This is a genomic window from Caulobacter sp. Root1472, assembly GCF_001426985.1.
Classification (GTDB): Bacteria; Pseudomonadota; Alphaproteobacteria; order Caulobacterales; family Caulobacteraceae; genus Caulobacter; species Caulobacter rhizosphaerae.
Genome location: NZ_LMFX01000045.1, coordinates 43,814 through 70,190, shown reverse-complemented (window position 1 = coordinate 70,190; position 26,377 = coordinate 43,814). Strand labels below are relative to the sequence as shown.

Genomic DNA, 26,377 nt, shown 5'->3' with positions numbered 1-26,377 from the left:
CCGTCAGCTGAACGAGGGGTCCCGGGCGCAAGGCCCGGGATGACGGTTGAAATAGGGTTTGTTGGGGCAGGGGTAGCATGACCTCCAACCCCGCCCACGCCCCCACTCTCTCCGACCTGATCCGGGACGAAACCCGCCGCTTCAGCGCCGAGCATCCACGCTCCCTGGCCCTGTCGCGCCAGTCGGCCGAGGTCTGGCGGGGCGGGGCGCCGATGCACTGGATGACCGACTGGGCCAGCCCGTGTCCGGTCTTCGCCGCCCAGGGCGTCGGGGCCCAGGTCACCGATGTCGACAGCCGGCTCTACGACGACTTCTGCCTGGCCGACACGCCAGCCATGTTCGGCCACGGCCAGGAGGCGGTCGCTCGCGCCATCGCCGACCAGGCCAAGCGCGGGACCGGCTTCATGTTGCCCACCGCCGGCGCGGTGATCGTGGGCCGGCTGCTGGCCGAGCGCTTCGGCCTGCCGCTGTGGCAGATGGCGACCACGGCCAGCGATGCCAACCGCGCCGCCATCCGCTGGGCGCGGGCGGTGACCGGCCGGCCGGTGATCCTGGTGTTCGACGGCGGCTACCACGGCATGGTCGACGACGCGTTCGTGGCGCTGAAGGACGGCGTCCCGGTCATGAAGCCCGGCCTGCTGGGCCAGGTCCACGACCTGACGGCCACCACCCGCGTCGTGCCGTTCAATGACCCCGAGGCCCTGGCCGCGGCCCTGGCGCCGGGCGACGTGGCCGCTGTCCTGGCCGAGCCGGCCATGACCAATTGCGGGATGATCCTGCCGCAGCCGGGGTTCCTGGACACCCTGCGCGACCTGACCCGCCGGGCCGGGACCCTGCTGATCATCGACGAGACCCACACCCTCTCCACCGCTCCTGGCGGCTACGCCCGCGCCCATGGTCTGGAGCCGGACATGCTGGTGGTCGGCAAGGCCATCGCCGGCGGCGTGCCGGCCGCGGTCTGGGGCGTCACCGCTGAACTCTCCGAACACATGGACGCCGCCGCCGCTCGGACCGGGCCCGGCCAGTCGGGGATCGGCACCACCCTGTCCGGCAATGCGCTGGCCATCGCCGCCATGCGCGCCATGCTGTCGGAGGTGATGACCGACGCCGCCTACGCGCGGATGCTGGCCGGGGCCGAGCGGCTGATGACCGGCCTGCGCGGCGTGATCGCCGCCCGCGACCTGCCGTGGTCGGTGGTCCATGTCGGGGCGCGGGTCGAGCTGGTGTTCGCCCCCTCCCCGCCGAAAGACGCCGCCGCCATGCGCGAGGCGCTGGACGCCCGGCTGTTGCATGCGCTTCATCTGTGGCTGATCAACCGAGGGGTGCTGATCGCGCCCTTCCACACCATGATGCTGGTTTCGCCGGTGACGGAAGACGCGGCGATCGACCGACTGATCGCCGCCGTGGACGGGTTCGCCGGGGCGCTGGAGGGGTTAGCGGCATGAGCGTTTCGCATCTTGAGACCCTCTCCCMRWGGGAGAGGGTTCAAGAAAGGGAGGAGTGCGCCCATGACGCTCCCTTCGGTCGCCGATCCCCAGGAGTGCCGCGACTTCCTCGCCGCCCATCCGCAGGTGAAGTATGTCGACGTGTTCTTCACCAGCATGACCGGCGTGCCGCGCGGCAAGCGGTTGCGGGTCCACGAGCTGCAGGCGATCTACGACTACGGCCGCTTCCTGCCCGGCTCGATCCTGGTGGTCGACACGCAAGGCGCCGACTGCGAGGACACGGGCCTGGTCTGGGAGGACGGCGACGCCGACCGCCGCGCCCGGCCCGTGCCGGGGACCCTGACCCTGGCGCCGTGGCTGGGGCCGGACATGGCCCAGGTGATGCTGTCGCTGTACGAGCTGGACGGGACGGCCAACGACCTGGACCCCCGCCATGTGCTTAAGCGCGTGCTGGACCGCTTCGCCGCCGACGGCTTGACGCCGGTCGCGGCCTGCGAGCTGGAATACTACCTGGTCGACCAGCATCGCGGCCCCGGCGGCGAGCTGCTGCCCGCCCGGTCGCTGCAGACCGGCGAGCGGCCACAGGGGATCCAGGTCTATGGCCTGCCGGAGCTGGAGGCGATCTCGCCGTTCCTGCGCGAGCTGTGGGACGTCTGCGACGTGCTGGGCGTGCCGTTGGAGGGGGCGATCTCGGAGTTCGCCCCGGGCCAGGTGGAGCTGACTCTCAAGCACAAGCCCGACGCCCTGGAGGCCGCCGACGACGCCCTGCGCTACAAGCGGGCCGCCAAGGGGGTAGCCCTGCGCCATGGCTGCGAGGCCACCTTCATGGCCAAGCCCTGGGCCGACCAGGCCGGCAACGGCTTCCACGTCCATGTCAGCTTCAACGACGCGGCCGGGAACAACCTCTGCGCCGCCGACGACCCGGAAGGTTCAGACCTGCTCAAGCATGCGATCGGCGGCATGAAGGCGCTGATGGCCGACTGCATGGCGATCCTGGCGCCCAACGCCAATTCCTATCGCCGCTTCAAGGCCAACAGCTACGCGCCGGTGGCCCCGACCTGGGGCGTCAACAACCGCACGGTGTCGTTGCGGGTGCCCGCCGGCCCGCCGCCGACCCGCCATGTCGAGCATCGGGTGGCCGGGGCCGACGCCAATCCGTACCTGGTGCTGGCCGCGCTGCTGGCCTGCGCCCACCACGGGATCAGCCACCAGATCGACCCCGGCCCGGCGGTGGTCGGCGACGGCTATGCGGCGGCGGCCAAGGAGAAGGTCCGCCTGCCCACCGACTGGTATACGGCGGTCAATCTGTTCGAGGCCTCTGACGTGCTGCGCGACTATCTGGGCGATCGGTTCGTGGAGATGTTCGTCTCGGTCAAGCGCACCGAGCAGGCGCGCTTCGCCGAGGTGGTCACGGCGCTGGATTATGACTGGTATCTGCGCAACGCCTGATGGCGGGGCGCTCGAACCAGGACTTGGGTCGGCATCTGGCCGGCTGTGTGGAGTAAAGTTTTCGAGGATTGAAGATCAGGTCTAGGATTTGGAACATGGGAACGTCGCCGACCCTACGCGCTCGTCTTGTTGTCGCGGTTCCGATTGTCGCGCTTGTCGCCGTCGTCGCCTGGGTTGGACTGACCATCGCCGCCAACATCGGCGTCGACGTTTCGCTACCGAACTGGATTTCTCGCTAGGCAAGATCACACAAATTCGAGGGGAGACACCATGAGCACCAACCGTATTCTCGGGACCCGCCGCTCGCTGCTGACGGCCATGGGCGCCGCGGCCATCGGCATCAGCTTCACCGCCTGCGGCCAGAAGCCCGAGGGCTCGGCCGCCAAGTCGGCCAACGGCGAAGAGCCAAAGCTGAACTTCTACAACTGGGACACCTATATCGGCGAGACGACCCTGGGCGACTTCAAGAAGGCCACGGGCGTCGACGTCAATATGAGCCTGTTCGCCACCAACGACGAACTGTTCGCCAAGCTGAAGGCCGGCAACGCCGGCTACGACGTGATCGTGCCGTCCAACGAGTTCGTCACCCGCATGAGCCAGGCGGGCATGCTGGAGACCCTGGACCACGGCAAGATCCCCAACTTCAAGAACGTCGACCCGGCCTTCGTGAACCCCGACTACGACCCAGGCCGCCGGTTCTCGATGCCCTATACCTGGCTGGTGCTGGGCATCGGCTATCGCAAGTCCAAGGTGCAGGGCGTGCCCGACAGCTGGAAGTACCTGTTCGACAGCGCCCAGTACAACGGCCGCATCGCCCTGCTGTCGGAAAGCGCCGACCTGGTGCGCCTGGCCGCCAAGTACCTGGGCCACAGCGTCAACAACATCCCGCCGGACCTGGTCACCAAGATCGAGCAGATGCTGATCCGCCAGAAGCCCTATGTGAAGGCGTTCCACGACGACAACGGCCAGGACATGCTGGTGGCCGGCGATGTCGACCTGGTGCTGGAGTACAACGGCGACATCGCCCAGGTGATGAAGGACGATCCCGACATCGACTTCGTGATTCCCAAGGAGGGGTCGCTGATCAATTCCGACACCCTGTGCATCCCCCAAGGCGCGCCGCGGCCGGACAACGCCCACAAGTTCATCAACTACCTGCTGGACGCCCAGGCCGGGGCCGCGATCTCCAAGACGATCCTCTACCCGACCCCCAACGCCGCGGCCAAGGCGCTGATGCCGCCGGCCTATCGCGACAACAAGGTGATCTTCCCGCCGGCGGACATCATGTCCAAGTGCGAGTACGGGGCGTTCGAGGGGGCCGAGAAGGCCAGTCTCTACGAGGAAGTCATCACCCGCGTGCGGGCGGCTTAGGGGCGGCTGGCACAGGCGATGCTCCCCCTCTGGGGGAGCTGTCGCGGAGCGACTGAGGGGGTTTGCGGCCGACGCCGCTCCCCCTCCGGCCCTCTGGGCCACCTCCCCCAGAGGGGGAGGATCTTTGGGGAAACGGAGCCACGCCATGGAGCAGAGCTGGAAACAGGCGAAAGCCGTCTTCGCCACGGCGCTCAGTGCGCCGCTGGTGTGGCTGGTGCTGTTCTTCCTGATCCCGCTGGCCATCGTCTGGGCCTACAGCTTCGGCCACAACGAGGGCCTGACCCAGATCGCCATCACCGGCACGTTCAAGAACTACGCCCGGGCGATCGAGCCGCTGTACCTGAAGATCTTCCTGAAGTCGGCCGGGGTGGCGGCCCTGACCACCGGCCTGTGCCTGGTGGTCGGCTTCCCCGTCGCCCTGGCCATCACCTTCGCCTCGCAGAGGGCCAAGACCTGGCTGCTGCTGCTGATCATGCTGCCGTTCTGGACGAACCTCCTGATCCGCACCTACGCCCTGATCGCCGTGCTGCGCAACGAGGGCTACATCAACAAGGGCCTGGAGGCGGGATGGAACCTGGCCGCCAAGGTCATGCCGCTGCAGCCGTTCCAGCCGCTGGAGATGATGCACACCAATTTCGCGGTGATCGTCGGCCTGGTCTATGTCCACCTGCCGTTCATGGTGCTGCCGCTGTATTCGGCGCTGGACCGGCTGGACAAGTCGCTGCTGGAGGCCAGCCTCGACCTGGGCGCGGGCCACATGCGCACCCTGTTCAAGGTGGTCGTGCCGCTGGCCCTGCCGGGCATCGCCTCCGGCGTGCTGATCACCTTCATCCCCGCCTTGGGCGCCTATCTGACCCCCGACCTGCTGGGCGGCCCCGACAGCCAGATGATCGCCAACGTCATCGAGCGCCAGTTCAAGCGCGCCAACGACTGGCCCTTCGGCGCGGCCCTGTCGTTCCTGCTGATGTACCTGACGTTTGTCGCCATCGCCGTGCAGGCGCTGGTGAGCAAGGGCCGGAAAGGGGCGACGGCATGAGCTTCGTTGACGCCGTGCAACGGACGGGGACAGGCACATGTGCCTGTCCCCAACCCTATCAATCCATCCGCGGGGCCGGTCGATGACCCGCAAATCGCCCCCCGGTCCCCTCGAATACCTCCGCCGCTGGCAGATGCAGGCCTGGCTGGCGGCCGTCGGCGTCTTTCTCTACGCGCCGCTGATCGCCCTGATGGCCTTCAGCTTCAACGACAGCCGGCGCAACATCGTCTGGAAGGGCTTCACGCTCAAATATTACGACAAGGCCTTCAACGACTCGTCGCTGATCGAGGCCTTCGTCAACAGCCTGACGATCGCCGCCCTGTGCACGGTGCTGAGCGTCGCCCTGGGGGCCATGGTCGCCCTGGTGCTGTGGCGGTTCCGCTTCCCCGGCAAGACGGTGCTGGACGGAGCCCTGGCCCTGCCGATCGTGGTGCCCGAGATCTGCATGGGCGTGGCCATGCTGGTGTTCTTCGCCAAGGTCCTGCCCTGGCCCGTGGGCCTGCCCTGGCCGCTGAATCTCGGGGCCATCACCATCGCCCACGTGTCGTTCTCGTTCCCGTTCGTGGCGGTGGTGGTCCGCGCCCGGATGGCCAGCTTCAACCGCGAGATGGAGGAGGCGGCCCGCGACCTGGGGGCCGGCGAGTGGCGGACGATCTGGGACGTGATCCTGCCGCACATGGCTCCGTCCTTGGTGGCCGGCGCCCTGCTGGCCTTCACCCTCAGCCTGGACGATTTCGTCATCACCTTCTTCACCGCCGGCCCGGACACAGTGACCTTCCCGGTCAAGGTCTATTCGATGGTCCGCTTCTCGGTGACGCCGGAGGTCAACGCCGCCTCGACGATCCTGATCGTGCTGACCGTGATCCTGACGGCGGTGGCACTGAAGCTGCAGGGAGACCCCGCGGGCGTGGCCGGGCATGGGGACAAGGCGTAATGGGCGTGTGGAATAGGTCCTCCCCCTGTGGGGGAGGTGGCCCGAAGGGCCGGAGGGGGGAGTTGGCGGCGCCTTTCGCTCCCCCCTCAGTCGCTCCGCGACAGCTCCCCCACAGGGGGAGCAGCTCTATGGCGAGATGCTCGGGGGAATTCAGGTGACCAACCAACCCATCATCACCTTCGAGAACGTCACCAAGCGCTTCGGCAAGATGGTGGCGGTCGACAACGTCTCCCTGTCGATCCAGGAGGGCGAGTTCTTCTCGCTGCTGGGGCCATCGGGCTGCGGCAAGACCACCCTGCTGCGAATGCTGGCCGGGTTCGAGACGCCAACCGAAGGCCGGATCCTGATCGACGGCCAGGACGTCTCGACCGTGCCGCCCAACAAGCGGCCGGTGAACATGGTGTTCCAGTCCTACGCCGTGTTCCCGCACATGAGCGTGGCCGACAACGTCGCCTACGGCCTGAAGGTCGACCGGGTGAGCAAGGCCGAGCGCGACCGGCGGGTGGAGGAGGCGCTGGACCTGGTCCAGTTGCACGGCCTGGCCCAGCGCAAGCCCGACCAGCTGTCGGGCGGCCAGCGGCAGCGGGTCGCCCTGGCGCGAGCACTGGTGAAACGCCCCCGCGTGCTGTTGCTGGACGAGCCGCTGTCGGCCCTGGACGCCAAGCTGCGCGACCAGATGCGCACCGAGCTGTCGACGCTTCAGGAGAAGGTCGGGATCACCTTCATCATGGTCACCCACGACCAGGACGAGGCCCTGGCCCTGGCCAGCCGCTGCGCGGTGATGAACCGGGGCCTGCTGCAGCAGGTGGCCGCGCCCAACGACCTCTACGAGTTCCCCAACAGCCGCTTCGTGGCCGATTTCATCGGCAGCGTGAACCTGTTCGAGGGCGTGCTGGCCGTCGACGAGCCCAGCCACGCGGTAGTCAGGTCGCCGGACCTGGACTGCGACATCTTCCTGGACCATGGCGTCACCGGCGCGCGTGGCGGCACGGTCTGGGCGGCGCTGCGGCCCGAGAAGATCGAGTTGCACAAGCGTCCCGACGGCGCCGCCCCGCCCAACATGGGCGACTGCCCGGTCGGCCAGAACGCCGTGGCCGGGGTGATCCGCCACGAGGCCTATCTGGGCGGTCAGAGCGTCTACGAGGTGGAGATCCAGAGCGGCCGCCGGATCAAGGTCGTCCGCCAGAACCTGACCCGCTGGGACCAGGAGGACTTCAAGCTGGGCGAGGCGGTGTGGCTGGGCTGGCATGCCTGTTCGCCGGCGGTGCTGCTGTCGTGATTTTCGTGGCTCACGCCCTTGCCCCCACCTGGCGGCTGCGCAGGCCAAGTCCCTCCCCCTGTGGGGGAGGTGTCGCCCGCAGGGCGACGGAGGGGGGCGTGATCGGCAGCCGGCCGGGTCTACGATCTTCGATCCGACAACTCCCCCCACCGATCGCTACGCGATCGCCTCCCCCACAGGGGGAGGGACTGCGGTCCACAGGAGGCACGGGATGAGACCCGTCGCCGGCATCATCTGTTGCACCCGCACCGTCGGGGTCGAGCCGGCCCAGGCGGTGATGAACCGCTATGTGGCCAGCGCCATGCAATATGCCGACGCCGCGGCCCTGCTGGTGCCGTCGATGCCCGAGCTGATGAAGGCCTCGGAGGTCGCCGCGCGGTTGGACGGCCTGATGCTGACCGGCAGCCCGTCCAACCTCGACCCCGCCCGCTACGGCGAGGCCGTTCCCGACGCTGCCGGTCCGTTCGACGCGGCGCGCGACGCCATGACCGCCGACCTGATCCGGGCCATGCTCGACCTGGGCCGGCCGGTGTTCGGCGTCTGCCGCGGCTTCCAGGAGATCAATGTCGCGTTCGGCGGCACGCTGCGGCGGGACATGGCGGCGGCTGATGAACTGATCCCCCACCACGCCCCCGACGAGGTCGACTTCGACGGCCTGTTCGACCACGAGCACCGCGTCGACCTGGCCCCCGGCGGGGTGCTGGCCACCGCGTTCAGCGCCCAGGCCGCGACCGTCAATTCCGTGCACTACCAGGGCGTCGACCGGCTGGGCGAAGGCCTCGCCGTCGAGGCCCGCGCGCCCGACGGCGTGGTCGAGGCGGTGTCGGCGACGGTCAACGGCGCACCGGTCCTGGCGGTCCAGTGGCATCCCGAATGGAAGACCGAGCGCAACCCGCAGAGCCAGGCGTTCTTCCAGCTGTTCGGCCGGGCGCTGCGGAGCCAACCCCTCGTTCCGCTCATCCCGGCGAACGTCGGGATGAGCGGACTTTGAAAACAAGAAAAGACCAGGAGCCCCAGATGACCGTCCCGATCCGCAACCACGACATCGCCGAGCTCAAGCGCCTGGACCTGGCCCACCACCTGCCGGCCCAGGCCGACCACAAGGTCATCCACGAGCTGGGCGGCAGCCGGATCATCACCCGAGCCGACGGCGTCTACATCCATGACGGCGAGGGGCGCCAGATCCTGGACGGCATGGCCGGCCTGTGGTGCGTCAATGTCGGCTACGGCCGCGAGGAGCTGGCCCAGGCCGCCTACGACCAGATGCTGGAGCTGCCCTACTACAACACCTTCTTCAAGACCGCGACGCCGCCGCCCGTGAAGCTGGCCGCCAAGATCGCCGAAAAGATGGGCGGCCATCTGACCCACGTCTTCTACAATTCGTCGGGCTCGGAGGCCAACGACACGGTCTTCCGCCTGGCCCGCCACTATTGGAAGCTCAAAGGGGAGCCAAGCCGCACGGCCTTCATCAGCCGCTGGAACGCCTATCACGGCTCGACCGTGGCCGGGGTCTCGCTGGGCGGCATGAAGCACATGCATGCGCAGGGCGACCTGCCGATCCCCGGCGTGCACCACGTCATGCAGCCCTATCCGTTCGGCGAAGGCTTCGGCGAGGATCCCGCCGCCTTCCGCGACCGGGCCGTGAAGGAGATCGAGGACAAGATCCTGGAGGTCGGCCCCCAGAATGTCGCCGCCTTCATCGGCGAGCCGGTGCAGGGGGCGGGCGGGGTGATCATCCCGCCGGACGGCTACTGGCCGGCGGTCGAGGCCCTGTGCCGCAAGTACGGGATCCTGCTGGTCTGCGACGAGGTGATCTGCGGCTTCGGGCGGCTGGGCCAGTGGTTCGGCCACCAGCATTACGGGATCAAGCCGGACATGATCGCCATGGCCAAGGGCCTGTCGTCCGGCTACCTGCCGATCAGCGCCGTCGGCGTGGCCGACCACATCGTCGCCGAGCTGCGCGAGAAGGGCGGCGACTTCATCCACGGCTTCACCTATTCGGGCCACCCGACGGCCGCGGCGGTGGCCCTGAAGAACCTGGAAATCATCGAGCGCGAGAGTCTGGTCGAGCGCACCCGCGACGACACCGGCCCCTACCTGGCCAAGGCCCTGGCCTCGCTGAACGACCACCCCCTGGTCGGCGAGACCCGGTCGCTGGGCCTGATCGGCGCGGTCGAGATCGTGCGCGAGAAGGGGACCAACCACCGCTTCCTCGACAAGGAGGGCGAGGCGGGGCCGATCGTGCGGGATCTGTGCATCAGCAACGGCCTGATGGTCCGCGCCATCCGCGACAGCATCGTCTGCTGCCCGCCGCTGATCATCACCCACGCTCAGATTGATGAACTGGTGGGGATCATCCGCAAGTCGCTGGACGAGGCGGAGCCGGTGCTTAGGGCGCTGAAGCCGGAGGCGGCGGCGTGACGCCTGATGGCTTAAAGGTTTGGTCGCCGCATGCCATGGCGAACTTCAAGGATGATGACCCTGTCGCCCTTAAGCCTGTAGCGGATCAAATAGGGTGCGATCACCGTCAGTTCACGACGGCCGCGTGCAATTGGGCGACCTCTGTCGGGCGAAGTTTCCAGCGTGTCGCCCGCCGTCAACAGGCGTTGGCCGAGGCGTTGCGCCGCCAAAGGACTGTGCTGGTTCACGATGTAGGTGACGATGGCCTCAACGTGGGCCAGCGCGCGATCGGTCCAAACTACTTCCGCCACGAATACGGAACGGGCTGCTGGTCCGGTGTGCCGAGCGTCTTGAGCCATTCTCGAACCCGGGCGTGGGGAACCACTCGACCAGCTTCAGCGTCGGCGTCGGCGGCGGCCTCGGCAAGGCGGTCGGCCTCGTCGTCTATGGCGTCGAAAATCGTAGGTTCGGGCTCGGCCATGCCAAAGAGTAGCAGAAACACCTCCTGACGCCCACCCGTCCGCCGCCCCTCGGGTGAGATTGTCGCCGAAGCTCAAGAGACTACACTTCGAAAAGCGCGAGGAGCGCCCCATGAAGTACAAAGAAAAGAAATCCAAGCCCGCCCCCAAGACGACCCGCGGGGTCGCGTCGCTCGAGGACGCCAAGGACTGGTTCGCGCGGCAGAACATCGAGGAGATCGAGTGCGTCGTGCCCGACCTGGCCGGGGTGGCGCGGGGCAAGATCATGCCGGTGCGCAAGTTCCTGGGCGCGCCGTCGATGAACCTGCCGCTGGCGGTGTTCTACCAGACCATCACGGGCGACTTCCCCGAGTTCGAGGGGGCAGTCAATGCGGTGCAGTCCGACACCGACATCTTCCTGACCCCGGACCTGGCCACCCTGGCCGTGGTGCCCTGGGCCCAGGACCCGACCGCCCAGGTGATCCACGACGCCTTCCACCCCGACGGCCGGCCGGTCGAGGAGAGCCCGCGCCAGGTGCTGCGCCGGGTGATGGCCCTCTATCGCGAGAAGGGCTGGGACCCGGTGGTGGCCCCGGAGATCGAGTTCTACCTGGTCGACAAGAACACCGACCCCGACTACCCGCTGAAGCCGCCGATCGGGCGGTCGGGCCGGCCGGAAACCGGCCGCCAGGGCTATTCGATCGCGGCGGTCAACGAGTTCGACGCCCTGTTCGAGGACATGTACGAGTACTCCGAGCGCCAGGGCCTGGAGATCGACACCCTGATCCACGAGAGCGGCGTGGCCCAGATGGAGATCAACCTGCGGCACGGCAATCCGCTGGAGCTGGCCGACCAGGTGTTCATGTTCAAGCGCACCATCCGCGAGGTGGCGCTGGAGCACGAGATCTACGCCACCTTCATGGCCAAGCCGATGGCCGCCGAGCCCGGCAGCGCCATGCACATCCATCAGTCGATCCTGGGAATCGACGGCGAGAACCTGTTCTCCGACCCCAAGACCGGCGACGCCACGCCGCTGTTCTACGCCTTCATCGCCGGCCAGCAGCGCTACCTGCCGGCGATCATGGCGATCCTGGCCCCCTATGTGAACAGCTACCGACGGATCGCCCGCGACTCCGGCGCGCCGGTCAACACCCAGTGGGGCTACGACAACCGCACCTGCGGCCTGCGCGTGCCGCCGTCCGACCCGGCCAACCGGCGGCTGGAGAACCGCATCCCGTCGTCAGACGCCAATCCCTACCTGGCCATCGCCGCGACCTTGGCCGCCGGCTATCTGGGCATGACCCAGAACCTGTCGCCCACCGCCCCGGTCGACACCGACGCCAGTGTGCGCGGCATCGAACTGCCCCGCAGCCTGCTGGAGTCGGTGTCGCTGTTCGAGGCGGCCAAGCCCCTGGTCGAGATCCTGGGCTCCACCTTCTGCAGCGCCTACGCCACGGTGAAACAGGCCGAGTACGAGACCTTCATGCGCACGATCAGCCCGTGGGAGCGGGAGTTCCTGCTGCTGAATGTCTAGGGACGTTTGCTTCACCTTCTCCCAGAGGGAGAAGGAGGGGCCCGCGCCGCAGGCGTGGGAGGATGAGGGGTTACGCCGCCGGCCGGCGCGCCGGCACGCCGTCGACCTCACCACCCCCTCACCCTCCCACCGCTGCGCGGCGGGCCCCTCCCTCTCCCCATGGGAGAGGGTGAGATGAACACCGGCCACCCCGCGACCTCCTGGTACGCCCAGACCGCCACGCCCTTCCCGACGCTCCCCGCCCTGAGCGACCACACCCGCGCCGACGTCTGCATCGTCGGCGCGGGCTACACCGGCCTGGGCGCGGCGCTGGAGCTGGCCAGGCGCGGCGTCCGCGTCGTCGTCCTCGAGGCCGCCCAGGTCGGGTCCGGCGGGTCGGGACGCAACGGCGGCCAGGTCCATGTCGGCCAGCGCAACGATCAGGCCTGGCTGGAGAAGGCGGTCGGCCGCGACGACGCCCTGCGCCTGTGGACAATGAGCCAGGACGCCCGCGCCCACCTGCTGGCCCTGATCGCCCAGCACCAGATCGCCTGCGACTTCCGCCCTGGCATGATCCACGCCCGCCACCGCAAGGGCGGCGAGGCGCAGGACGCAGCCCATGTCGACTTCATGCAGAGCCGCTACGGCTACGACCAGTTGGCCCTGGTCGGCGAGGCCGAGCTGGCGGACGAGCTGGGAACCGACGTCTATCACGGCGGCCTGGTCGATCGCGGCGGCGGCCACCTTCATCCTCTGAACCTGGCCCTGGGCATGGCGCGGGCGGCGATGGCGGCGGGGGCCATGATCTTCGAGCACAGCCGCGCCACGGCCTGGCGGCGTGACGGCGGCTCGATCGTGGTGGACACCGGCGAGGGCCGCGTGACCTGCGACCAGTTGATCCTGACCGGCGACGGCTATCTGGACGAGCTCGTGGGTGGGACGGCGCGGGCCCGGGTGATGCCGATCAACAACTTCATCCTGGCCACCGAGCCGCTGGGGACCCGGGCGGACAGCATCATCCGCTCGGGCGCCGCCGTGGCCGACAGCCGGTTCGTGATCAACTACTTCCGCAAGAGCCCCGACGGCCGGCTGATCTTCGGCGGCGGCGAGAACTACCGGCCGGGTTTCCCGCCGGACCTGAAGGCCTTCGTGCGGCGGCACATGCTGAAGGTCTATCCGGACCTGGCCGGCGTCGAGGTGACCCACGCCTGGGGCGGGACCCTGGGCATCACCGTTCACCGCGCCCCGTTCGTCCGCGAACTGGCCCCCGGCGTGCGGATCGCCGCCGGCTATTCGGGCCAGGGGGTGGTGCTGGCCCCCTGGTTCGGCAAGCTGCTGGCCGACGCCGCCCTGGGCGACCGCCAAGGCCTCGACCTGCTGGCCCGCCTGCCCGTCCCGCCGTTCCCGGGCGGCCGGCTGCTGCGCTGGCCGCTGACCGTGGCCGGGCTGAGCTGGTACGCCCTGCGCGACCGGCTGTGATCCTCCCCGCGCACGGACGAGGAGAGAAGGCTTGGGCGGCGCCGGGCTCTCCGCGTACAAGGTCGCATGGCCATCACCGACATCCGTCCGTCCAAGCCCGCCCCGATCAGCGCCAACGCCCTGATCCTGACGGGGATCTTCGCCGCCCTGACCTTCGCCCTGGCGCGGATGGACCAGCCGCCCGGCGTGCTGACCTTCGCCTTCGTGGTGGTGGGCTGGATCCTCAGCGTGGTGGTGCACGAGTTCGCCCACGCCTATGTGGCCTACAAGGCCGGCGACCACACCATCGCCCAGAAGGGCTACCTGACCCTGGACCCGCTGAAATACACCGACCTGGGGACCAGCCTGATCCTGCCGCTGGTGGTGCTGGCGATGGGCGGGATCGGCTTTCCCGGCGGGGCGGTCTATCTGCGCGACGACCTGATGCGCAGCCGGCGCGGCCGGGCCCTGGCCTCGCTGGCCGGGCCGCTGGGCACCCTGGCGGTGCTGGTCGGCCTGGCCGTCTGCCTGGCCGCCGACCGGGCGTTCGGCGTCGAGACCAGCCCACTGTCGCGCGCCGCCGCCTTCCTGGCCTTCCTGCAGGGCTTCGCCCTGGTGCTGAACCTGCTGCCCCTGCCGGGCCTGGACGGCTTCGGCGTGATCCGCCCCTACCTGCCGCCAGCGGTCCAGCAGCAGGCGATGAAGGTCGGCGGCCTGGTGTTCATCGGCCTGTTCCTGGCGATCTTCTTCATCCCCGGCGTCAACCACGCCCTGTTTCGCGTGGTGCTGACGATCACCGACCTGTTCGGCGTGTCGCGGCCGGACATCGGCGCGGGTTACCAGGCGTTCCGGTTCTGGGAGGCTTAGTCGCCCTCTCCCAGAGGGAGAGGGAATATAGGTCAAGCCGCCTTCACCCCCGCGCGAAAGGTGGCGGAGACCTTCTCCGCCTCCGCCGTCTGGACCAGGCAGCCGTACCAGCCCAGGCCCCGATAGGTCTCGTAACCCGGCGTCAGGGCGTAGCCGATGGTGCGGGCTCCGTCGGCGTAGCTGGCCATGTCGCCGCCCGAGGTGTCGAGTTGGAAGGTCTCCTCCAGCACGCCCTTACCGTCCGAACTGGCCAGCACCCTGTGGTTCTGGTCCAGCAGCAGCACCCGCGAGCGGGTCTTTTCCTCGTCGGTCAGGCGCACGCCGTCGACCACCGCCTGGGCCTGGGGCTTCCAGTCGAAATGCACGCCCAGCACACCCAGCACTCGCCCGTTGGCCTGGCCGCCCTCGCGGATGGCCGTGGCGTAGGTGGCGACCGGGGCGTCGTTCAGGGCCTTGACCCGCTGGATGTCGCAGACCGTGAAGTCGTCGCCCGACTTGGTGCGCAGGGCGTCGCGGAACCAGGGCGCGTCGGCCACCGAGGTGTTGCGGGCGGCCGGATAGCGGTCGGGGCGGCCGTTGGCGATCACCCGGCCCGAGGGGTCGGCGATCCACAGGTCCAGATAGACGGTGTAGGCGTCGAGAATCACCTTCAGCCGCTGGCTGGCGTAGGTGGCGGCCTCGCGCGAAGGGGCGGCCACGCAGTCGACCACGGCGCTGTCGGTGGCCCACCAGCGCACGTCGCAGGTGCGCTCATAGAGGTTACGGTCGATGATCTCGATGGCGTTCAGGGCCAGGTCGACCAGGCGCTGGCCGCGCAGATGGCCCAGGATCGCGCCGCCGATCGCGGTCAGCTCGTCGAGGTCGGCCCGCACCTGGCTCTCCAGGGCGGCGGCCACCACATCGATCTGGGTGGAGATGGTCTTGAACTCCTCGGCGACGATCGCGAAGCCGCGCCCCGCCTCGCCGGCCCGGGCGGCGACGATCAGGGCGTTGATCGCCAGCATCTTGGCCGAGCGGTTGACATAGGCGATCTCGCCGATCTTCTCGCCGGCCACGGCGCTGAGGCGCTCGCTGAGCTCCAGGATGCGTTCTGGGCGGAGGCTGGCGTCGTCGCTCGCCAAAGGTCCTGCCATGGTGGTTTCCCCCGAAACCGGCGGCGGGACCCGGAACAGCCGAATCATTCGCCAGACGGGCGAGCATGACACCGCCGCCAGCTTTCAGAACGGGGGCCGGACAATCTGCCGCGCCCTGTGGACGGTTTGGCGGCCCGCCGGGGCGGGAAATGCGCGGTTTGGCGGCAATCCTTGCCTGATTAATCATCAAGGCTTGAGCGGGTTGTCGCTCGACGATGCGCGCGAAGCCTTGCCGTACGGCGATGACACCGGTGGACAGAGATTTTTGGACGGGGGATGATGCCCTCCAACATCCGCTCATCCCAGCGAATGCCGGGACCCAGATGGAATGGCGACGGCGCTGACGCCAAAGGCGTTGAGCGCGTCCAGGTCATCCACACCGCCATGGGATCTAGGTCCGGCATTCGCCGGGGATGAGCGGCGAAAAAGGGGGAAACACGATGATCCGCACCACCGCCGTCCTGGCCGCCGCCTTGGCCGCCGCCGCGCCCCTGGCCCAGGCCGCCCCGCGCGAGGTCCTGGCCTTTCCCGGGGCCGAGGGCGCGGGACGGCTGTCGGCGGGCGGGCGCGGCGGGACGGTGATCAAGGTGACCAACCTCCAGGACTCCGGTCCCGGCTCGCTACGCGCCGCTGTCGAGGCCAACGGACCGCGCACGGTGGTCTTCGAGGTCGCGGGCACGATCCCGTTGAAGCGAGAGCTGAAGATCGCCAACGGCCGGATCACCCTCGCCGGCCAGACCGCCCCAGGCGGTGGGATCACCCTGCGCGACCACACCCTGGTGGTGGCCGCCGACGACGTGGTCATCCGCTTCATCCGCTCGCGCCTGGGCGACGAGAGCAGGACCGAAGGCGACGCGATCTGGATCAATTCCGGCCGACGGATCATCCTCGACCACGTCTCGGCCAGTTGGTCGGTGGACGAGACCCTGTCGGCCAGCGCCCGCTACGACGCGCCAGGCCAGGGGTTCTACGATCTGACCGTTCAGTGGTCGATCATCGCCGAGAGCCTGCGCCATTCGATCCACGCCAAGGGCGACCACGGCTATGGCAGCCTGATCCGCGGCGGGAACGGTTCGAAGATCAGCTTCCACCACAACCTGTGGGCCAACCACCTGGCCCGCATGCCCCGCCCGGGCAACTATGAGGGGCCGGACAAGGACCCGGTCGGGGCCTTCTTCGAGTTCCGCTCCAACGTCTTCTACAACTGGGGCAAGGGCCACGCCGGCTACGACGCCGACAAGGCGGCCCTGGCGGCCTACAGCTTCGTCGACAACGCCTATGTCATGGGCCCCGACAGCGAAAAGCCCATCGCCTTCAACGAAAGCAACAGCCTGGCCAAGGCCTTCTTCGCCGGCAACAGCATGAACGGCGTCGCGCCCGCCGATCCGTGGAGCCTGGTCAGCGGGCTGCAGGCGCCGGGCTATCGTCAGGCCGCGCCGATCGCGGTGGCGCCGGTCAAGACCGATCCAGCGGCTTCGGCCTATGAGCAGGTGCTGGCCCACGCCGGGGCCAGCGTGTTCCGCGACAGCGTCGACGCCCGGATCGTGGCCGGGGTGCGCGACCGGACCGGCCGGCTGATCGACAGCCAGGCCCAGGTCGGCGGCTGGCCGGCCCTGCCGCCGGGCGTCGCGGCGGTCGACACCGATGGCGACGGCATGCCCGACGCCTGGGAAAAGGCCCACGGCCTGAACCCGCGCAAGGCCGACGGCGCGCTGGACCGCGACAGCGACGGCTGGACCAATCTGGAGGACTATCTGGCCGAGGCGGCCCGGCGGCGGGGGTAGGTTTTCCCCAAAGTATCGCTGTTCCGGAAAACACCGGTCTTCCTTCGCGCGCCGCCCTGCCTTATCTCTGCCTCGCCGATCACGCCGGGGAAGGCCGCGAATGCTGTACATGCTGCTGTGCTATAACAACGAGACCGAGGTCCTGGGCTGGACCCCGGAACAGGACGCCGCGGTCATGGGTCGGCTGTCGGTCGTCCATGATCGCCTGGTCGCCGAGGGCAAGATGGGACCGTCGGGCCGGCTGCAGGGCACCACGGCCGCCAAGACCCTGGTCAAGACCGAGGCTCCCTTCGTGGTCGACGGCCCCTATGCCGAGACCAAGGAGCAGTTCCTGGGCTTCTACACGCTGGACGTCGCCGACATGGATGAGGCCCTCGACATCGCCCGCGAGCTGGGCGTGGCCAATCCCGGAGGGGCCTACGAGGTGCGGCCGATGCGGCTGTACCTGCCGGGCGCGATCGCGGCGGCGTAAGCTTGGCCTCGCCTGGCGTCGCGACCGGGATAAGCTGAGGACACGAATGCCCTACCCTACCTTCGTTCCCGCCCTTCTCGGCCTCGCCCTGGCCGCCGCGCCCGCCATCGCCGGCGCCGAGACCTGGCGGTGCTCGGCGACCAAGGGCCCGGTGACCCACGACCTGTCGGCGACGGTCGAGGGCGAGCGGGTGACGGGCTTCGACTACCTGGCCTCGACCAAGGGCGCCTCGGAGATCACCAGTTGCAGCCTAGCGCCCGAGGGCAAGCCTACGGCCGGCCCGGCGGGCGTCACGACCTTCCCGCTGACCGACGACGACGTGGCCGTGGCCCGCCGAAGCGGCGACACGATCGTCTTCGACTTCACGCGAACCCGCCTGAGCAACTATTGCGGCCAGTCCTCGACCATCGCCGCCACCCTGACGCTCAAAGCCGGCGCCAAGCACTGCCTGGCGGTCAGGAACCAGTAGGGCGCGCCTCTAGCCGTCGCGTTGCGCCTTCTTCCATTCCTTGAATTCGCGCTCTTCGCGGTCCTTCTTGCTTTCGCCGGGGATGACCGCCTTGCCGGCCCCGACCACGACCTTGCCGGTCGTGCCGACCACGGCCGCGCCTGCGCCGACCACGGCGCCGCCGGCGGCGACGGCCAGGCAGCCCTGGCTGGTGACGGCGACGGCCAGCAGGGCCAGGGCGAGGGGCAGGCGACGCGGGAAAACTGGGCGCAACATTGGGGGCAAGCTCACTGGCGTTGGGGCGAGCGTTCTAGCCCGGGACGCGCCCAGGGTCGCCGCGTCCGATGGCCGCTGTGTGGCGGCGGCGGCTCACCCCCGCCAAAACGAAGTTTGGTGCGCGCCGGACTTCTCGGATCTGCTGTGTTCAGGGCAATTCATGTCGTCGCTTTTCAGACTATCCTTAACGTCGGGCCGCGCTTGGTTACCTTTTATCAACGAAAAACTTAGGAACGAGACTCGTCGCCGGAGAGTTGATGCGCCGAAAGGATATGATTTCGAAATGGCCTCCCGCGACGAACTCATCAAGCGCGAAGCTCTCGAGCTCTGGAATCAGATGCACGACGAGCCGCCGCCGGAAGTCAGCGGCGGGGAATTGCTCGAGATCATTTGCCGCAACCTGCACGTCCAGGACTATGACCGGGTCCGCTCGCCGTTCCTGCGGCCGACGATGATCCTGCGGCCCGAGGAATGGCCCGAGGCGCGCAAGGGCTAGGGGGCGTTTCGGCCCACATGCGCCGTCATTCCGGACCGGACGCCGACGACGACGAAGCCGCCTGAATGCGGTCGACCAGCCCCCGCTCCAGCGCTTCTTCCGCGGTCATGAAGCGATCGCGATCCATCGCCCGCTCGAAGTCCTCGGAGCCTTGTGGTCAGCCCTTCCGGCCCTGACCGCCCGGCACGAACGCCCCGCCGCCGGTCTGGGCGCGGTGGCGCAGGAAGGCGTCGGCCAGGACGCAGGCGGTCATGGCCTCGACCACCGGCACGCCGCGGATGCCCACGCAAGGGTCGTGGCGGCCTTTGGTGCGCAGGTCGACCTCTTCGCCGGCCTCGTTGACGCTCTCGCGCGGGGTCAGGATCGAGGAGGTCGGCTTGAAGGCCACGCGGGCCACCACCGGCTGGCCGGTCGACAGGCCGCCCAGCACGCCGCCGGCGTGGTTGCTGAGGAACACCGGGCCGTCATCGCCCATCCGCATCTGGTCGGCGTTGTCCTCGCCCGACAGGGCCGCGCTGGCGAAGCCCTCGCCGATCTCAACGCCCTTGGCGGCGTTGATCGACATCAGGGCCGCCGCCAGCTCGGCGTCCAGCTTGCCATACAGCGGCGCGCCCCAGCCGGCCGGCACACCCACGGCCTCGACCTCGACGACGGCGCCGGTCGAGGACCCCGCCTTGCGGACCTTTTCCAGGTGCTCTTCCCACACCGGAATGATCGCGGCGTCCGGCGACCAGTAGGGGTTCTGCTCGACCTGGTCCCAGTCCCAGTTGCCGCGGTCGATGACGTGCGGGCCGATCTGGACCAAGGCCGCGCGCACCGTGACCCCGGGGATCACCAGCCGGGCGACCGCGCCGGCCGCCACCCGCGCGGCGGTCTCGCGCGCCGAGCTGCGCCCGCCACCGCGATAGTCGCGCACGCCGTACTTGGCGAAATAGGGATAGTCGGCATGGCCCGGCCGGAAGGCCTGGGCGATCTCGCCATAGTCCTTGGAGCGCTGGTCGGTGTTGTCGATCATCAGGCTGATCGGCGTGCCGGTGGTGCGCTGGCCGTCGCTGCGTTCGTCCTCGAACACCCCCGACAGGATGCGCACGGCGTCCGGCTCCTGGCGCTGGGTGACGAACTTGCCCCGCCCCGGCCGGCGCTTGTCGAGGAAGGCCTGGATGACCTCGGCGGTGAGGGCGATGCCGGGCGGAACGCCATCGACCACGCAGCCCAGGGCCGGGCCGTGGCTTTCGCCCCAGGTGGTGACGCGGAACAGGTGGCCGAAGGTGTTGTGCGACATGGGCGCGGTGTAGCGGAAAGCGCGGGAGGGGGCAAAGCCTGGGCGGCCTTGCTGCGGGAGGCGCCCCGCCGGGGCATGTTCGACCCGCTATTCCGAATTGATGCACCTAATAGTGGCAATAATGCTTAAGCTCTCAATAGTTGCATATTGTGCAACTCAAGAGTACCGTTTCATCTCGTTGGTACTTGAGGTAGCGCCCCGGCGCAGCCGGGCCCAAACAGGGAGCATGAGGACATGACCACCGGCACAGCGAACTTCAACGGCGACTGCGGCGAGTGCAAGAACGGCTACTACACCGCCACCTCGTCCGGCGGGATGCAGCCCAACCAGTCGGCCACGGTCAACGGCAATTCCCCGCAGAACTGCGTGGTGGCCAACGACGGCGGGACGGTCTTTGCGATCGAGCTGCAGTCCATCGCCGGCATCTACAGCTACCAGGTCCGGGTCGACGCCCAGGGTCCCAAGGGCGCCTTCAGCGGCTCGATGTACCTGGCGTTCGAGGACCAGACGGGCGACGTCTACTATCTGAGCATCTTCTCCTCGACCCGCGAATGGCACGAGGTGTCGTACAACAGCAGCGCGCCGGCGATCGTGAAGATCTACTGGAGCGACAAGTCGTTCACCGTCGCCAGCGGCGACGCCGCCAAGGCCAAGCCGGCGTACAAGGTGCTGAGCCCGGTCGGGTAGTCGGGCTATCGACTCCGGATCGCCCTGAAAAAACCTGTCATCCCGGACAAGCTCGCCGAGGGCCCATGCGGGACCGCCGGAAGCTCTGAGCTGTCGCCCCCGGTCCCGGATCTTCGCGCTGCGCGCTCGTCCGGGATGACAGTCGTTCCAAGCCGCAGACCGCCGCCCTACAGCGCCAGGGCGCAGCTTTCGCCGATGGTCGGGCGCGAGATCACCACGCGCGACAGGCCGGGGAACTGCGGCGTCAGGCGCTCGGCGAAATAGAGGCAGATCCGCTCCAGGGTCGGACTCTCCAGGCCGGGGCGGTCGTTGAGCAGGCCATGATCCAGCTCGGCGGCGACGGCCTTCAGGGCGGCGTCCAGGCCGTCGAGGTCGGCGACCCAGCCGGCGTCCTGCATGGCGCCCTTGACGCTGGCCTCGACCTTGAACGAGTGGCCGTGCAGCTTGCGGTAGCGATGGTCGGCGGGACCTTGCTCGATATAGTGGGCCGCGTCGAAATGCGCGGCCTTCGTGATCTCGAAGACGGGCTTCATCAGGGTACTTCTTTTGACAAGGCCTGGGAGGCTCTAGCGGCTCGACCCTGTCACCAGGTCGAGCGCCTTATCCGTCAGGGCAGGCCGAGATATTTGTGCGTCTGGACGCTTAAACGCCATTGTGGGTGCGAAAGGCAATAGGCGACGGCCAATTGGGTGTTCCGCTCGCGGTCGGGACCGTCCATCGGCTGCAGGTAGAAGCGCTCGAAATCCAGGGCCGCGAAGCGCTCGGGCATGGCCTTGTCCTGCGGATAGACCAGCTTCAGCTCCTGGCCCGAGGTCTGGACCATCGGGGCGTCGGCCTTGGGGCTGACGCACACCCAGTCGACGCCCTCGGGCGCTTTGAGCGTGCCGTTGCTCTCCACGGCGATCATGAAGCCCCTGGCATGCAGGGCGGCGATGGCCGCCGCGTCCAGCTGCAGCAGCGGCTCGCCGCCGGTGCAGACCACCAGCCGGTCGTCCGGCCCGCCGATCCAGGCGGCCTCGACCGCGTCAGCCAGGGCGTCGGCCGTGGCGAACTTGCCGCCGCCCTCGCCGTCCGTGCCCACGAAGTCGGTGTCGCAGAAAGTGCAGACGGCCTTGTGGCGGTCCTGCTCGCGGCCGTTCCACAGGTTGCAGCCGGAGAACCGGCAGAACACCGCCGCCTTGCCCGCCTGCCCGCCCTCGCCTTGCAGGGTGAGGAAGATCTCCTTGACGGTGTAGGTCATTGCAGGCGCTCGCGGGCCCGCCCTCGTCCTTCGACAAGCTCAGGATGAGGGCTACTGAACGGTTGGAGATCACGGGCGCTCAAAATGAAAGCCTCATCCTGAGCTTGTCGAAGGACGAGATTTTCACCCACCAAGCACCTCCCGCCCCGCCGCGTCCCACTCTTCATACCCCCGCTGCCTCAGCTCGCAGGCCGGGCACTCGCCGCAGCCGTGGCCCCAGGCGTGCAGTTCGCCGCGGTCGCCCTGGTAGCAGGTGTGGCTCTCGACCACGATAAGGTCGACCAGGTCCTCGCCGCCCAGGGTCTTGGCCAGGGCCCAGGTCTCCGCCTTGGTCAGCTTCATCAGCGGGGTTTCGATGACGAAGTCGCGGTCCATGCCCAGGTTCAGGGCGGCCTGCATGGCGTCCAGCGTGTCGCGGCGGCAGTCGGGATAGCCCGAGAAGTCGGTCTCGCACATGCCGCCGACCAGCGCCCCCAGGCCCCGGCGGTCGGCCAAGGCGGCGGCGTAGATCAGGAACACCAGGTTGCGGCCGGGCACGAAGGTCGAGGGCAGGCCGCGCTCGGTCATCTCGATGGCGACGTCGGTGGTCAGGGCGCTCTGGGCCACCGCGCCGAAGCCGGTCAGGTCCAGCACGTGGTCCTCGCCCAGGCGCTCGGCCCAATGCGGAAAACGCTGGGCCATCTGGCGGCGCACGGCCTGGCGGGCCTGCATCTCGATCACGTGGCGCTGGCCGTAGTCGAAGCCGACGGTCTCGACCCGGGCGTAGCGCTCCAGGGCCCAGGCCAGGCAGACGCTGCTGTCCTGGCCGCCGGAGAACAGCACCAGGGCGGCGTCGGCGCGCGAAACGCCGGACGCGGTGGAAACTTCAGGAGTGGACATGGCGCCTCTCTACACCAGGCGCGCGGACTTGACGACCGACGGGACGCGCGCGGGCCTGAAAGGCTCATCGAGCTCCTTCCACGCCGCGCCGGCGCCGATCGCCCAGCTCCCGCTAAGTTGCACGGATCCATCACGCCCAAACATTTGTTTCGAACGGCGATATTTAGGCTGTACCTTCAGCGCGAATGGGCGACTATGGGCCGCGCGCCTTTGGGGGTCGCACCAAGGTTTTCCAGCCTGAAGCCACGCTTGACGCAACGTCACGCGCCGGACCGGCTTTTCTAATTTTGCTGAAAACCTGCCTTATCCAGGTGAATACACCCTGGCGTAAAGTGAAAACGCGTAACCTATCAATGATTACTTAGACCTTGGCCGGTTGACAGCCCCAGACGCCAAGTATGCAATCGACGGATGCTGCGAAGGGTCGGCCGTACGCCCGCGTAGTGTTCAAAAGTACGGCGCCGAGGAAACAAACGACGTCCGCAGGGGCCGCCATAAGGCCCCGCGACGTCCAGGGAGGGAATAGAATGTCGCAATCTCTGCGTATGCGGAGCCTGCTGGCCATGGGCGCGTCCGTGACCGTGCTGGCCGCCGTCGCCGCTCCGGCCTTCGCCCAGCAATCCGACGCCAAGCCGGCCGCCCAGCAGGGCGGCGGCAACGTGCTGGAGGAACTGGTCGTCACCGCCCAGAAGAAGGAAGAAGCCCTGCAGGACGTGCCGATCGCGGTGTCGGCCTTCAGCCAGGACGCCCTTGAGGCGCAGAAGATCGACGGCGGCCCCAACCTGCAGCAGGCGATCCCCAACGTCACCTTCGCCAAGGGCAACTTCACCAACAGCTTCAACTTCGCGATCCGCGGCATCGGCAACAAGGCGGTCGGGGTGTCGACCGACGGCGGCGTCGGCGTCCACGAGAACAACGCCCCGCTTCAGACGGGCAACCTGTTCGACGCCGAGTTCTTCGACGTCGAACGCGTGGAAGTGCTGCGCGGCCCGCAGGGCACGCTGTACGGCCGCAACGCCACCGGCGGCGTGGTCAACATCATCACCGCCAAGCCGGTCGACACCTTCGAGGCCAACATCCGGGCCGAGGCCGGCAACTACAGCACCCAGAAGCTGCGCGGCATGATCAACGTGCCGATCCTGGGCGACAAGCTGGCCGTCCGCGTGGCCGGCAACTGGCTCAAGCGCGACGGCTTCGTCACCAACACCTACAACAATCACAAGGTCGATGACCGCGACCTGTACTCGACCCGCGTCTCGGTGATGTTCAATCCCATCGAGTCGCTGCGCACCAACTTCATGTGGGAGCATTTCAACGAGGACGACAGCCGCTCCCGCGTCGGCAAGCAGCTGTGCACCAAGGACAACGGCCCGGCCACCGTGGGCGGCGTGCCCACCGGGGCGGCCCGCGCCTTCCTGACCCAGGGCTGCCTGCCCGCCTCCCTGTACGGCGACAGCGCCTACGGCACGGTCAACACCTCCGGCACCCTGACCGGCGAACTGGGCAATCTGGTGGGCTTCACCAGCGGCGACGCCAACGCCGGCGACACCGCCAGCCGCAACCTGCGGGAAATCGAGTCGCTGTTCGATCCGATCTACCGCTCCAAGTCCGACATCTACCAGTTCAACCTGGCCTACGATCTGACCGAGAACCTGACCTTCACGGCCATGACCTCGTACAGCAAGGGCAAGGTCTATACGAAGCTGGACTACAACCGGAACGTCTCGACGATCCCGTTCAACAACACGCCCTTCACGCCCGGCGGCTTCTTCACCGACCCGCAGATCGGCCGGACCAACCTGTTCACCACCCTGGACATCTCGGCCGGGAACTCCAAGCAGTGGAGTCAGGAAGTCCGGCTGCAGTCGAACTTCGACGGTCCGCTGAACTTCAACTTCGGCGGCATCTATTTCGACTACAAGACCGTCACCGACTATTACGTGATCGGCAATTCGCTGACCTTGTCGGCCCTGGCGCTGAACTTCCAGAACACCGGCAACCCCAACTGCAACCCGGTCACCCAGCCGACCACCTGCATCGGCATCGACACCAACGCCACGCCGGACGGCAGCGGCCACAACTACTATGACAACCGCTCGCCCTATCACCTGAAGTCCAACGCCCTGTTCGGCGAGCTCTACTGGCAGGCCAACGAAAAGCTGAAGTTCACCCTGGGTCTGCGCCGCACCCACGACGACAAGCGGCTGGACGTCTATGACACCGTGCTGCTGTCGCCGGGCATCGGCCTGAAGCAGAGCACCACCACGCCGCAGGAGAAGTCGGTCTTCAACGAACTGACCGGCCGCTTCGGCTTCGACTACAAGCTCAGCGACGACAACCTGCTCTACGCCTTCTATTCGAAGGGCTACAAGGGCGGCGGCTCGAACCCGCCGGCGGCCGCCGGCTCGGCCAGCGTCAAGCCGCAGTTCGATCCGGAGTTCGTCAACGCCTTCGAACTGGGCTCGAAGAACACCCTGGCCGGCGGCAGCCTGATGCTGAACGCCACCGGCTTCTACTACGACTACCAGGGCTATCAGATCTCCAAGATCGTCAACCGCACCTCGGTCAACGAGAACGTCAACGCCACGGTCTGGGGGATGGAGCTGGAATCGGTCTGGTCGCCGGTGCGCAACCTGCGGCTCAACGCCAATCTCGGCTACCTGGACACCAAGATCGGCAAGGGCGTGTCGTCGATCGACACCATGAACCGCACCCTGAGCAACGCGGCCTATTCCGTGGTCAAGGCGGGCCCGAGCCTGCCCAATGTCGCGGTGGGCTCCAACTGCGTGCTGACCACCAGCGGCGTGGCGACGGTCATCGCCCTGGGCCAGGGTGGGACCCTGCCGTTCGCCTGCGGCGGCCCCGCCGTCTATCAGGCCTTCCTGCAAAGCCGCGGCGCTTCGCAGGCCCAGGCCCAGGGCCTGGCCTTCGGCACCGGCCTCTACAACTACGGCGCCGGCTATACGATCGAAGGCGCGGCGACCGACCTGTCGGGCAACCAGCTGCCCAACTCGCCGCACTGGACCGCCTCGGCCGGCGCCCAGTACACCTGGGACTTCGCGGACGGCTGGTCGGCCACCCTGCGCGGCGACTACTACCACCAGAGCAAGCAGTTCACCCGCGTCTACAACACCGCCTACGACCAGCTGAAGTCGTGGAACAACGCCAACATCACGCTGAAGATCGAAAAGCCGGACTGGGGCCTGCAGATCGACGCCTACGTCAAGAACCTCAGCAACAAGACGCCGATCACCGACGCCTACACCACCGACGACAGCTCGGGCCTGTTCACCAACCTGATCACCCTGGAACCGCGCCTCTACGGCGTGGGCGTGACCAAGTCGTTCTAGACGCCGTCGCACGAACGGCGAACCGGAAGGGCGGCGGAGCGATCCGCCGCCCTTTTCCTTGGCCGACGATCGATCGCGAAACACCGACTTTCCAGTGTCGGCCGCCTTCCGAATTGGCGC

25 protein-coding genes and 2 pseudogenes are annotated in these 26,377 nt (G+C 68.1%); 18 read left to right on the top strand and 9 right to left on the bottom strand.

What is annotated here, in order from left to right:
* Positions 1 to 77 precede the first annotated feature (77 nt).
* The 8 genes from ASD47_RS21755 to ASD47_RS21720 all read left to right on the top strand — a co-directional run bounded on the left by ASD47_RS21755 (position 78) and on the right by ASD47_RS21720 (position 9,935).
* Positions 78 to 1,445 carry an aspartate aminotransferase family protein gene (locus ASD47_RS21755; RefSeq protein WP_056761233.1) on the top strand — a complete coding sequence of 456 codons (1,368 nt, stop codon included), beginning with the start codon at positions 78 to 80 and terminating at the stop codon, positions 1,443 to 1,445.
* Positions 1,446 to 1,508: 63 nt separating this feature from the next.
* Complete coding sequence (locus tag ASD47_RS21750) at positions 1,509 to 2,894, top strand: glutamine synthetase family protein (protein ID WP_056761229.1); 1,386 nt, start codon at positions 1,509 to 1,511, stop codon at positions 2,892 to 2,894.
* Positions 2,895 to 3,164: 270 nt separating this feature from the next.
* Entirely contained in the window at positions 3,165 to 4,265 is a 1,101-nt protein-coding gene (locus ASD47_RS21745) for a PotD/PotF family extracellular solute-binding protein (protein ID WP_056761226.1), read from the top strand.
* A gap of 145 nt (positions 4,266 to 4,410) precedes the next feature.
* Positions 4,411 to 5,301 carry an ABC transporter permease gene (locus ASD47_RS21740; RefSeq protein WP_056761223.1) on the top strand — a complete coding sequence of 297 codons (891 nt, stop codon included), beginning with the start codon at positions 4,411 to 4,413 and terminating at the stop codon, positions 5,299 to 5,301.
* 37 nt (positions 5,302 to 5,338) lie between these two features.
* Positions 5,339 to 6,235 carry an ABC transporter permease gene (locus ASD47_RS21735; protein ID WP_369800329.1) on the top strand — a complete coding sequence of 299 codons (897 nt, stop codon included), beginning with the start codon at positions 5,339 to 5,341 and terminating at the stop codon, positions 6,233 to 6,235.
* A 208-nt stretch (positions 6,236 to 6,443) separates the two neighbouring features.
* Positions 6,444 to 7,514 carry an ABC transporter ATP-binding protein gene (locus ASD47_RS21730; protein ID WP_235526091.1) on the top strand — a complete coding sequence of 357 codons (1,071 nt, stop codon included), beginning with the start codon at positions 6,444 to 6,446 and terminating at the stop codon, positions 7,512 to 7,514.
* 211 nt (positions 7,515 to 7,725) lie between these two features.
* Complete coding sequence (locus ASD47_RS21725; protein ID WP_056761215.1) at positions 7,726 to 8,505, top strand: gamma-glutamyl-gamma-aminobutyrate hydrolase family protein; 780 nt, start codon at positions 7,726 to 7,728, stop codon at positions 8,503 to 8,505.
* A 26-nt stretch (positions 8,506 to 8,531) separates the two neighbouring features.
* Positions 8,532 to 9,935 carry an aspartate aminotransferase family protein gene (locus ASD47_RS21720; RefSeq protein ID WP_056761212.1) on the top strand — a complete coding sequence of 468 codons (1,404 nt, stop codon included), beginning with the start codon at positions 8,532 to 8,534 and terminating at the stop codon, positions 9,933 to 9,935.
* A gap of 11 nt (positions 9,936 to 9,946) precedes the next feature.
* Here ASD47_RS21720 and ASD47_RS26320 read toward each other — a convergent pair whose 3' ends face one another.
* On the bottom strand, positions 9,947 to 10,273 hold the full coding sequence (locus ASD47_RS26320; RefSeq protein ID WP_082564746.1) for a type II toxin-antitoxin system RelE/ParE family toxin: 327 nt from the start codon (positions 10,271 to 10,273) through the stop codon (positions 9,947 to 9,949).
* A gap of 232 nt (positions 10,274 to 10,505) precedes the next feature.
* Here ASD47_RS26320 and ASD47_RS21715 point away from each other — a divergent pair, with 232 nt between their 5' ends.
* Positions 10,506 to 11,906 (top strand): glutamine synthetase family protein, encoded by a 1,401-nt coding sequence (locus ASD47_RS21715; RefSeq protein WP_056761209.1) that lies wholly within the window; start codon positions 10,506 to 10,508, stop codon positions 11,904 to 11,906.
* Between the two features lie 110 nt (positions 11,907 to 12,016).
* On the opposite strand, the pseudogene ASD47_RS28335 reads toward ASD47_RS21715, so the two are convergent.
* Positions 12,017 to 12,079, bottom strand: a pseudogene (locus tag ASD47_RS28335) (hypothetical protein); the annotation flags it as partial.
* A 1-nt stretch (position 12,080) separates the two neighbouring features.
* On the opposite strand from ASD47_RS28335, the gene ASD47_RS21710 reads away from it, so the two are divergent.
* Both ASD47_RS21710 and ASD47_RS21705 read left to right on the top strand, forming a co-directional pair.
* Complete coding sequence (locus tag ASD47_RS21710; RefSeq protein WP_082564744.1) at positions 12,081 to 13,364, top strand: FAD-binding oxidoreductase; 1,284 nt, start codon at positions 12,081 to 12,083, stop codon at positions 13,362 to 13,364.
* 66 nt (positions 13,365 to 13,430) lie between these two features.
* Complete coding sequence (locus ASD47_RS21705) at positions 13,431 to 14,210, top strand: site-2 protease family protein (protein ID WP_056761205.1); 780 nt, start codon at positions 13,431 to 13,433, stop codon at positions 14,208 to 14,210.
* A gap of 32 nt (positions 14,211 to 14,242) precedes the next feature.
* Here the strand turns inward: ASD47_RS21705 and ASD47_RS21700 are convergent, their stop codons facing one another.
* Positions 14,243 to 15,343, bottom strand: a complete 1,101-nt coding sequence (locus tag ASD47_RS21700; RefSeq protein WP_369800328.1) for a methyl-accepting chemotaxis protein — start codon at positions 15,341 to 15,343, stop codon at positions 14,243 to 14,245.
* Between ASD47_RS21700 and ASD47_RS27090 the strand changes: the two genes are divergently transcribed.
* From ASD47_RS27090 to ASD47_RS21685, 4 genes are all read left to right on the top strand, one after another.
* A complete protein-coding gene (locus ASD47_RS27090) occupies positions 15,342 to 15,623 on the top strand; it encodes a hypothetical protein (protein ID WP_162251697.1) in 282 nt (93 codons plus the stop codon). The genes ASD47_RS21700 and ASD47_RS27090 overlap by 2 nt on opposite strands.
* A 160-nt stretch (positions 15,624 to 15,783) precedes the next feature.
* Positions 15,784 to 17,127, top strand: a complete 1,344-nt coding sequence (locus tag ASD47_RS21695; RefSeq protein WP_156402373.1) for a pectate lyase — start codon at positions 15,784 to 15,786, stop codon at positions 17,125 to 17,127.
* Positions 17,128 to 17,227: 100 nt separating this feature from the next.
* Complete coding sequence (locus ASD47_RS21690; RefSeq protein WP_056761199.1) at positions 17,228 to 17,599, top strand: YciI family protein; 372 nt, start codon at positions 17,228 to 17,230, stop codon at positions 17,597 to 17,599.
* A 46-nt stretch (positions 17,600 to 17,645) separates the two neighbouring features.
* Entirely contained in the window at positions 17,646 to 18,068 is a 423-nt protein-coding gene (locus tag ASD47_RS21685; RefSeq protein WP_056761196.1) for a hypothetical protein, read from the top strand.
* A gap of 9 nt (positions 18,069 to 18,077) precedes the next feature.
* On the opposite strand, the gene ASD47_RS21680 is transcribed toward ASD47_RS21685, so the two are convergent.
* Positions 18,078 to 18,323 (bottom strand): hypothetical protein, encoded by a 246-nt coding sequence (locus ASD47_RS21680; protein ID WP_056761194.1) that lies wholly within the window; start codon positions 18,321 to 18,323, stop codon positions 18,078 to 18,080.
* Positions 18,324 to 18,606: 283 nt separating this feature from the next.
* Here ASD47_RS21680 and ASD47_RS21675 point away from each other — a divergent pair, with 283 nt between their 5' ends.
* Positions 18,607 to 18,819 carry a hypothetical protein gene (locus tag ASD47_RS21675; protein WP_056761191.1) on the top strand — a complete coding sequence of 71 codons (213 nt, stop codon included), beginning with the start codon at positions 18,607 to 18,609 and terminating at the stop codon, positions 18,817 to 18,819.
* 25 nt (positions 18,820 to 18,844) lie between these two features.
* Here ASD47_RS21675 and ASD47_RS26310 read toward each other — a convergent pair.
* Both ASD47_RS26310 and aroC read right to left on the bottom strand, forming a co-directional pair.
* Positions 18,845 to 18,958 (bottom strand): annotated as a pseudogene (locus ASD47_RS26310) (ATP-dependent Clp protease proteolytic subunit); the annotation flags it as partial.
* A gap of 18 nt (positions 18,959 to 18,976) precedes the next feature.
* Positions 18,977 to 20,101, bottom strand: coding sequence for a chorismate synthase (aroC, locus tag ASD47_RS21670; protein ID WP_056761188.1), 1,125 nt, complete (start codon positions 20,099 to 20,101; stop codon positions 18,977 to 18,979).
* Positions 20,102 to 20,335: 234 nt separating this feature from the next.
* Between aroC and ASD47_RS21665 the strand changes: the two genes are divergently transcribed.
* Positions 20,336 to 20,788 (top strand): hypothetical protein, encoded by a 453-nt coding sequence (locus ASD47_RS21665; RefSeq protein WP_056761186.1) that lies wholly within the window; start codon positions 20,336 to 20,338, stop codon positions 20,786 to 20,788.
* A gap of 167 nt (positions 20,789 to 20,955) precedes the next feature.
* Here ASD47_RS21665 and ASD47_RS21660 read toward each other — a convergent pair whose 3' ends face one another.
* From ASD47_RS21660 to queC, 3 genes are all read right to left on the bottom strand, one after another.
* Positions 20,956 to 21,321, bottom strand: coding sequence for a 6-carboxytetrahydropterin synthase (locus ASD47_RS21660; protein WP_056761183.1), 366 nt, complete (start codon positions 21,319 to 21,321; stop codon positions 20,956 to 20,958).
* Between the two features lie 74 nt (positions 21,322 to 21,395).
* Entirely contained in the window at positions 21,396 to 22,028 is a 633-nt protein-coding gene (queE, locus tag ASD47_RS21655) for a 7-carboxy-7-deazaguanine synthase (protein ID WP_056761181.1), read from the bottom strand.
* Between the two features lie 123 nt (positions 22,029 to 22,151).
* Positions 22,152 to 22,907 carry a 7-cyano-7-deazaguanine synthase QueC gene (gene queC / locus ASD47_RS21650; protein ID WP_056761178.1) on the bottom strand — a complete coding sequence of 252 codons (756 nt, stop codon included), beginning with the start codon at positions 22,905 to 22,907 and terminating at the stop codon, positions 22,152 to 22,154.
* Between the two features lie 527 nt (positions 22,908 to 23,434).
* On the opposite strand from queC, the gene ASD47_RS21645 reads away from it, so the two are divergent.
* On the top strand, positions 23,435 to 26,257 hold the full coding sequence (locus tag ASD47_RS21645; protein WP_056761175.1) for a TonB-dependent receptor: 2,823 nt from the start codon (positions 23,435 to 23,437) through the stop codon (positions 26,255 to 26,257).
* Positions 26,258 to 26,377 lie beyond the last annotated feature (120 nt).